The organism is Anabaena sp. UHCC 0253 (genome assembly GCF_009712085.1).
Classification (GTDB): domain Bacteria; phylum Cyanobacteriota; class Cyanobacteriia; order Cyanobacteriales; family Nostocaceae; genus Dolichospermum.
The window spans coordinates 734,012-742,966 of sequence record NZ_VILD01000003.1 but is presented as its reverse complement, the minus strand read 5'-3'; the positions used below and the strand labels follow the sequence as shown (position 1 = coordinate 742,966).

8 protein-coding genes are annotated in these 8,955 nt (G+C 40.4%); 1 reads left to right on the top strand and 7 read right to left on the bottom strand.

The features are described from left to right. Window positions 1–441 (top strand): transposase (locus FJR38_RS11485; RefSeq protein WP_254449425.1); only part of this gene is annotated, 441 nt, incomplete at its 5' end. Window positions 442–507: 66 nt separating this feature from the next. On the opposite strand, the gene FJR38_RS11480 is transcribed toward FJR38_RS11485, so the two are convergent. The 7 genes from FJR38_RS11480 to FJR38_RS11450 form a co-directional block, all read right to left on the bottom strand. Further along, window positions 508–846: a XisI protein gene (locus FJR38_RS11480; RefSeq protein WP_168537094.1), complete on the bottom strand. Its 339-nt coding sequence runs from the start codon at window positions 844–846 to the stop codon at window positions 508–510. Between the two features lie 50 nt (window positions 847–896). Then, complete coding sequence (gene rsgA / locus FJR38_RS11475; RefSeq protein ID WP_168537092.1) at window positions 897–2,054, bottom strand: small ribosomal subunit biogenesis GTPase RsgA; 1,158 nt, start codon at window positions 2,052–2,054, stop codon at window positions 897–899. Then, complete coding sequence (locus FJR38_RS11470) at window positions 2,051–2,308, bottom strand: sulfurtransferase TusA family protein (protein WP_168537090.1); 258 nt, start codon at window positions 2,306–2,308, stop codon at window positions 2,051–2,053. Before FJR38_RS11470 ends, rsgA begins: the two co-directional genes overlap by 4 nt. Then, the gene (dnaJ, locus tag FJR38_RS11465; protein WP_168494158.1) at window positions 2,305–3,450 is read right to left on the bottom strand and encodes a molecular chaperone DnaJ; all 1,146 of its coding nucleotides are present in this window, start codon (window positions 3,448–3,450) and stop codon (window positions 2,305–2,307) included. Before dnaJ ends, FJR38_RS11470 begins: the two co-directional genes overlap by 4 nt. 287 nt (window positions 3,451–3,737) lie before the next feature. Continuing rightward, complete coding sequence (cysC, locus tag FJR38_RS11460; protein ID WP_371418188.1) at window positions 3,738–4,367, bottom strand: adenylyl-sulfate kinase; 630 nt, start codon at window positions 4,365–4,367, stop codon at window positions 3,738–3,740. Between the two features lie 32 nt (window positions 4,368–4,399). Further along, window positions 4,400–6,628, bottom strand: a complete 2,229-nt coding sequence (locus FJR38_RS11455; protein WP_168537086.1) for a DUF4114 domain-containing protein — start codon at window positions 6,626–6,628, stop codon at window positions 4,400–4,402. A gap of 127 nt (window positions 6,629–6,755) precedes the next feature. Then, window positions 6,756–8,955, bottom strand: a 2,200-nt coding sequence (locus FJR38_RS11450) for a cadherin-like domain-containing protein (protein WP_168537084.1), incomplete at its 5' end; no start/stop codon positions are given.

Genomic DNA, 8,955 nt, shown 5'->3' with positions numbered 1-8,955 from the left:
TACAAAACTGACACTGGATATTATCCTGAATCCGTTCATGTGGATAAAATTTATCGGACAAGAGAGAATCGAGCTTGGTGTCAAGAAAGAGGAATTAGAATTAGTGGTCCGCCGTTGGGAAGACCACCTAAAAATGTCAGTAAAGAAAATAAGAAACAGGCTGCTTATGACGAAGGTATTCGTAACTGTATTGAAGGTAAATTTGGGCAGGGTAAACGAAGATTTAGTTTGGGTAGAGTCATGGCTAAACTTCCTCATACCTCTCTAACTGCTATTGCTATTACTTTTTTAGTTATGAATCTTTCTACCTTACTATCAAGGGTTTTTTGGGGATTTTTATGGCAATTTTTCCAAATAATCTCTTTTTTCTTTAATTCAATTAGAAAAAGTGATGTTTTGCCTAATTTTAAACAACAAAAACTTATCTTTGCTTTTGCCTAACTACCTAGTTAATTTTTTTTTGCCTTTTTCTACTTTTTCAGCAAGCCCTAATTAACAAATTTTTACCTAAAAAACAGCAAACTCCGTATATTTCCGAATTTCAGGAGCTTTAAACCCTAAAATAATATGTGATTTTGGTATTCCCGCAGCAACCAAATCATTAGCAATTCCCTCCTCCGTACCATCATGTTGAATCCAGACTTTACCATCAATTAAATCAAGATGTAATAAAGTTCCATATATCCGATAACCATTTTCCCAACCTGTTTCTACTAATAAATAACGATCATTTTTTTCATCTAACACCAGTTCAACTTTAACTTGTTCATAATTGCCAAAAAAATCAGCATATTCTTCGAGAATATTTTTAATGATTTGACGATATTGAATAGTTAAAGAATCCATTTAACATCTGATGAATAAATTTTTACCTAATGTCTTTAGACCGGAGAGTGTCAATCTTCACTTTCTCGGTATAACTCTTGTAAATCTTGTAATTGAGTTTTCCGAGAAATCCGCCGATATTTTTTACTTTCTAGTTTTGGTTCGTACTGACTTTGACCTTTACCTTTAGATATTAATTTCAGATTTGATTCAGGGTCAGCTTGTTGGTTAAGATGGGTTTGATAAGCGATCGCATCAGCCAAAAATTCTAAATAATGCTGATATCGTTCCCAGTCACCACGAACCACACAGTCTGGTTCATCCCGATGACTACAATCACTAAACCGACAATTAGCAGTTTCTAACCTGGTTCTAGCTTCTGGAAAATAGTAAATTAATTCTTCGGGACTACAATCTAAATCAGGTTGATTAAAACCGGGAGTATCCGCTAATAACCCACCTGTAGTCATTTCAAATAATTCTACATGACGGGTAGTATGGCGACCACGGGCTAATTTACCGGAAACTTCCCCCACGCGCAGGTTAATATCAGGAATCAAACTATTAATCAAGCTGGATTTCCCCACACCAGAAGGTCCAGCAATCACAGTAATTTTATCCTGCAAATATGCCGCTATTTGGTCAATATTAATACTATTTTGAACACTAATAAATAAAGGTTGATAGCCCCAAGCCAAAAGGCGATCGCTTACTTGCTGTCGTTCCTCTTCAGAAATGAGATCACATTTATTTAAACACAGCAGCACATCAACCCCTGTAGACTCAGCCTTAATTAAAAATCTACTTAATTGAATAGGTTCTAAAGGCGGATCAGCAACCGCAAACACCAGGAGAATTTGATTAACATTAGCGATCGCTGGCCGATTTAATTGACTATGACGGGGCAAAACTTCACTCACAGCCCCCCGTCCACCAGCCCAATCAGGTTCTTCTACAACCACGCGATCGCCCACCATCACCTGTTGACCAATTTTCTTCAAGCGTGTTCTCCGCGTGCAAAGGAGAATAGGGGAGGAAGGTGACAGGTGACAGGGAACAGGTGACAGCGAAGAAAGGGAAGAAGAACTTTCTATTATTTCTGACTCCTGACTTCTGACTCCTGACTCCTGACTCCTTTCCACCTCATCCATCTGCACGCGATAAAAATTCGCCTGTACAGCTAAAACTGTACCGAATAACTGTTTAGTAGAAACACATTCCCCTTTCATTCCCCAGCTACCGGATGGCGTACAAACAGAGAAAAGTAGCCAGAACAATCTGTAATTTTTTCCACATGATAACCAGCCATTGTCAGGCTATCAGGAACTTGTTCTATCGGTTCACCTGGATCTAACCACACTTCCAATAAACCCCCAGGAAGCATTTTTTCCAGATATAGTTTTGTTCGCACAAAATTAATCGGACAAGGAGTCCCACGCAAATCTAATTGAGCGTCGGGGGTTAACACAGAAGATCCACTCATGACTTAAACAAGCTTCCTAAGAATCCTTCTAAACCACCTTTACCAGTCCTGTCTCCCTTAATTTTAGCTAGTTTCTCTAGCAGTTCTCGCTCCTCTGGGATGATCTTAGTCGGAATATCAATTAACACCGTTAACAAATGATCACCCCGACTCACTGGATTACCCAGACGGGGGACACCACGATTTTCTAATTTCATCACCGTATTGGGTTGAGTTCCTGCCGGAATTACTAATTCAACAGGTCCATCTACAGTATTTACTTCCAAACGGCAACCTAAAATCGCTTGCAGGTAGCTAATTTTAATTTCCGAATTAATATTAATTCCCTCTCGATGAAATTCTTCATCTTCATTCACAAACAAGTAGACATATAAATCACCAGGAGGACCACCCCGTTGACCTGCATCTCCTTCTTGGGAAATTCTTAAGCGTGTCCCATTGTCCACACCAGCGGGAACATTAATTTTGAGTTTCTTTGTAACCTGATTTGCCCCTTTACCATCACAAGCATCACACTTATCCTCAACAACCGTTCCTGTACCATCACAGGCGGGACAAGTTGACACTTGAGTAAAGCTACCAAATGGGGTTCTAGTTACTCGTCTAACTTGACCTGAACCACCACAAGTACCACAAGTCCGGGGGCGAGTTCCGGCTTTAGCACCAGAACCATTACAAACTTCACAGGTTTCTAAATGGGAAATCCGAATTTCTTTTTCCCCACCAAATACTGCTTCCCGAAAATCTAATTTCAGGTCGAGTCGAAGATCATCACCTCGCACCGGTCCGCTACGCCGTCTTTGTTGGGGTTGTCCACCCATACCACCAGCAAAGCCGCTGAAAATGCTTTCAAAGATATCGGCAAAACCACTCATGTCGCCCATATCTTGGAAACCAGCACCAGCACCAGCCGCAGCCGCTCCCGAAACACCCGCTTCACCAAAGCGGTCATAACGAGCGCGAACTTCCGGTTCAGACAGCACTTCATAGGCGCGGTTAATTTCCTTAAACCGTTCCTCTGCCCCAGATTCTTTGTTAACATCTGGGTGATACTTTCGGGCTAGGCGGCGATAAGCCTGTTTAATCTCTTCTTTGTCGGCATCACGAGAGACACCCAGGGTTTCATAATAGTCTCGAGCCATATAGCAAGGTTAGGAGTTTGAAGGAAGCAAAAGTAACGAAAATAGTAGCTAATAGGTTTAAGGTAACACTTTAACAAAAATACAGAAATTTAGGAATGCAAATAGCGTGGGGTCACGTTAATCATGCTCTTTGTTTAATTTTTGTTAATAATCAATTTTATCAATATTTTTTTGCTAGTGTTTGCTCTCACTGGTGATTAATCTTTTATTATTGTGCTATTCAGATGTGGAAAACCCACATCTTGATTATAGGAACTAGCCGTACCATTAAGTGTGGAAACCCCGACCTATACTTTTAGTTGTATCTGTGATATATGCTCCTGTGTTCTTGGGTAGATGAATGAAATATATCCTTGCTTCTCTAAATAAATGACCACTTGAGAAACACATTGCTCTACAGTAAATTTATCAGTTTGACAAATAATATCTGGATTTAAAGGTTCTTCATAAGGATCAGATATACCTGTGAAATTTTGGATTTGTCCAGCCCTAGCTTTAGCGTAAAGTCCTTTTATATCACGGGATTCGCAAACCGTTAATGGTGCTTGAACGTAAACTTCCACAAAGTTAGTAGTTGTCTGTTTTAGTTCCTCTCGAATTTCTCGATAGGGGCTAATTGCTGCAATGATCGCTATTATGCCATTACGACTGAGTAAATTGGCAACAAAACCAATACGGCGAACATTGATATCCCGATCTTCTTTACTAAATCCCAACCCTTGAGATAAATTAGTGCGAACAACATCACCATCAAGTAATTCTACTCTGCAACCGCGTCTTTGTAGTTCTTGGACAACAGACGAGGCGATCGTTGTTTTACCTGCTCCACTTAAACCTGTTAGCCAGATAATTGTACCTTGATGATTCATAAATCGTGATTTTTCGCTTAGTTTATCAGATTTTTTACCACAGAAGATGCCAGAATTAAAGTCAATTATTTTTTCACAGATTACTGGACAGTGAAGTTCAATTTAATAATTAAATCATTGTAATCCAAATCACCACCACCAGATAAGTCCTCGAAACCAAATGTATTGTCTGCTAATAAGCGAATGTGGTCTACTCCATCAGAATTAACTCCCAAGTAAGGGAAATAAACTTGAGGATCATTACCAGTATTATTATCAGTCAACTGTGACAAAGTGCCATTGATAATGATCATGGGAGCGAAGATTGAACCACCTGTAATCATGGCACTGTCTGTGAATTGACCCTGGTTAGAAACAGCAAATTTGATGATTTCACCAGTTTCTGCATCTTTAATCAGATTGTTGATGGCTGCTTGTAAGTAATTGGCTCTATTAGCTGAAGTTGCTTCCAGGCTGCCAATTTGTCCTTGAGCATTGTTTACTTCGTAAAAATAGACCTCGTTGTTGTATGCAGCTTCTCTAAACACAGAAAAGTCTGCTTTTACCAAACCTGATATATCTCGTAAATCAATTAATTTTGCTTGGCTTTCTTCTTGTAGTGCTGTACCTATAGTTAAGGATTCATCAGTTGATTCTATCTTCACTACTAGAGAATCGAAGTTGGTCTTAGTCGTATTTTCTTTCCAGGAAATTGTAACATTACCCTCTTCCTGTGTAATGATTTGGTTTGAGGAATCAGCAAATAAAATGTTGTTATTTTCAATGAGTCCGGCTTTGAAAGAATCAACTGTACCGTCTTTGACTAAAAAGAATTGTAAGTAACTACCAGAATCAAATTCCAGTAGTCGTGTCAAACTATTAGTTTCAATGTCAGTTTTAAACAGATTAGGAAGATTAGCAATGGCAGAAAAAACACCTTCACTTTGGGTTTTTGCTAGGTCAAAAGCGGCTTCATTATAACCTTGTTCCCCTGGTGCAATACCGTTAATTCTACCTTCGGCATTGTCAACAACAAATACACCAAGTTCGTTGACAAAAGTAGAATTGCTTTCTATTAAGGTGGCTTTGAGTCTGACTGTATCACCAACTCCTTTAACATTAAATATGCTGTTGTTGGTAATAACGGCTAGAGGTATATCTTCATCATTAATAGTTCCCTTGGCTATGCCATTTGTAGAACTGATAATTGATCCGTTTGTGGGATTACTTAAAGTCACAGTAAAAGTTTCAGCACTCTCGAATAAGCTATCTAGTATGCTGGAAACAGTAAAGATTTTTTGGGTTTCTCCCTGAGCAAAGGTGATAGTTTGAGTTTGAGCAGTGAAGTCAGAAACACTGGCTGTATCTCCTGTATTTATGGATGTGGATACAGTCACTGTTTGCTCAATTAATATATCATCGGTGCGGGTAATGGTGAAATTTAGATCATTACCTTCAATAGATGCAGCATCAGTAATTGAGAAAACAGGAATTATAAAATCAAAATTAGAAGCATCTAGATCACTGCTGAGGACATTTCGTAAAATGCCCAAGTTTTTTTCACTACTATCAATTAGAGCTTTGACAATTGTGTCATTCCCAACTTGCTCTAGAATGATGTCTTCAAAATTATGGACTTGAGGGATGCCAGCAATGACAACTTTATCATCACTTTTTGTAAAATCTAATACTTCTGCGGGTACATCAGGAACTGAACCATTACCAAGATAAAAGCGGTCAAATCCATTACCGCCAATCATTTTAGTACCTTGTTTACCAGCGTAGAGTAAGTCATTTCCATCATTACCAAATAAGCTATCGCTCGCCAGTGTTCCCATCAGAGTATCATTACCTTCACCACCCTCTAGGGTGTTGTTACCTGTGATGCTGAGTGTCTGAAGAAAATCATTACCAACCCCGCCTTTGAGAGTGTTAAGGCTACCGTCCATGACATAAAGCTCATCATCTCCAGCATCACCATTCAGGCTGTTATTATCGCCTTCTAAGACAAACAAGCGATCGCTATCATCACCACCATTGAGGATGTTATTACCGGAATTACCTTCAGCATATAAGTCATCTTCTCCAGCACCACCATTGAGGATGTTATTACCGGAATCACCTTTAGCATATAAGCTATCATTTCCATCACCACCGATTAAGGTGTCGTTATTATTCCCAAAAAGCTTGTCGTTGCCAGATCCACCGTCAAGGATGTTATTTCCATCACCATTAGCTGCATCTAGGGTATCATCACCTGCAAATCCAAAGACTTGATCACCTTGTTGGGCAATTAACTCATCGTTATTGGAAGTACCATTAATAATCATAATAATTACGATTTTGCCTACGTAAATGGTTAAATAGTTTTAAACAAATAATACGATATACCGAAAACTCTTGTAGAGACGTTCTATATAACGTCCCTACATTCTCAATCAGAGATATCTAATCCACTTAAACAGAGATAAAGTTGTTCTGTGTCAGTGTAGTAGTATCAAACCCGGTCAATATGCCTAAAGTTTGATTACCCAAACGAATCTCATCACCAGAGAAGGACAACTGATTGAAACTCAAGCCAGACAAGCCGATTTTATCGCCCTGACCTAAACTAAAATCAGTGATTTTATCTCTACCTGCGGCTTTCTCGAAGACGAAGATATCGCTACCAGTACCGCCAGTCAGGATATCATCTTGCTTGCCACCGTTGAGGAAGTCATTACCAGCACCACCAACAAGCAAGTCTTCACCATTACCACCGAAAAGGCTGTCGTTACCGTCACCACCATAAAGTTTGTCTTCACCATTATCACCTTCGAGACGGTCGTTACCAGCCTCACCATAGAGGAAGTCATTGCTGTTACCGCCATAAAGTTGATCGTTACCAGCACCGCCATAGAGTATGTCATCGCCATTGCCACCAACAAGGTTGTCGTTACCAGCATTGCCGAAGACATTATCATCACCATTGAGTGCGTTAATGATATCGTTGCCGAGTGTACCGTTAATAACGTCATCTTTGTTAGTACCGGTGAGGTTAACCCCGACAGCTACTGTTACCATGCCTAAGTCCGTGCCACCATTGCCATCGCTGACGGTATAGCTAAAGCTGCCATCGCCACTAAAACCAGTGGTGGGAGTAAAGACGACATCGCCACTGCTATTGATAGTTACGCTACCGTTAACACTGTTACTAACAGCCGTAATACTCAAAGTAGGACTATCTACATCGGTATCATTGGCTAACAGGTCGCCAGATAGCAAGGTCAATGGTGTATTTTGATTGGCACTAAAAGAGTCATCACCAGCTACAGGTGCATCGTTGACAGGAGTTACTGTTAGGTTAAAAGTATTGTCAACAGTGGCATTGCTGCTGTCAGTCGCGGTAACTTTGATGCTAATTGTGCCGTTATCTGGGTCGTCGGGTGTGCCACTAAAGGTATTGGTAGCAGCGTTGAAGGTTAACCAGGTAGGTAAGGGGTTGCTGTTAGCGAGGGTGGCAGTGTAAGTTAAGCTGTCACCTGCATCAACATCAGCAAAGGTATTGGCGGGAAGGGTAAAGCTGAAGAAACCATCTTCTAGAGTGGTTTGGTTTGCGATCGCATTTGCTACAGTTGGTGCATCGTTAACTGGGGTTACAGAGAAAGTCTGAGTTTGTCCAGCTAAGGTATCTGTTCCATCACTAACACCGTAGTCAAGGGTAACTGCACCATTAAAGTCAGCAGTTGGAGTGAAGGTATAAGTTCCATTACCGTTATCAACTAAACCACCGTTATCAGCAGTTAAACCAGTTACGGATAAGGTATCACCATCTACATCACTGAAACCTGCTAACAAGTCAGCAGCATTAATGATAATGGCTGTATCTTCAGCAGTGTTGCCTAAAGTTGCTGTAGGTGAACCAACAGGAGCATCATTAACTGGAGTGACAGAGAAAGTCTGAGTTTGTCCGGTTAAGGTATCTGTACCATCACTCACACCGTAGGTAAGATTAACTGCACCATTAAAGTCAGCAGTTGGAGTGAAGGTATAAGTTCCATTACCGTTATCAACTAAACCACCGTTATCAGCAGTTAAACCAGTTACGGATAAGGTATCACCATCTACATCACTGAAACCTGCTAACAAGTCAGCCGCATTAATGATAACGGCTGTATCTTCAGCAGTGTTGCCTAAAATGGCTGTAGGTGAACCTACTGGAGCATCATTAACTGGAGTGACAGAGAAAGTCTGAGTTTGTCCAGTTAAGGTATCTGTTCCATCACTCACACCGTAGGTAAGATTAACTGCACCATTAAAGTCAGCAGTTGGAGTGAAGCTATAAGTTCCATCCAGGTTATCAACTAAACCACCGTTATTAGCAGTTAAACCAGTTACGGATAAGGTATCACCAGCATCTACATCACTGAAACCTGCTAACAAGTCAGCAGCATTAATGATAATGGCTGTATCTTCAGCAGTATTGCCTAAAGTTGCAGTGGGTGAACCCACAGGTGCATCATTAACTGGAGTCACAGAGAAAGTCTGAGTTTGACCAGCTAAGGTATCTGTACCGTCACTCACACCGTAGGAAAGATTAACTGCACCATTAAAGTCAGCAGTTGGGGTGAAGGTATAAGTTCCATCACCGTTGTCTACCAATACACCATTATCAGCA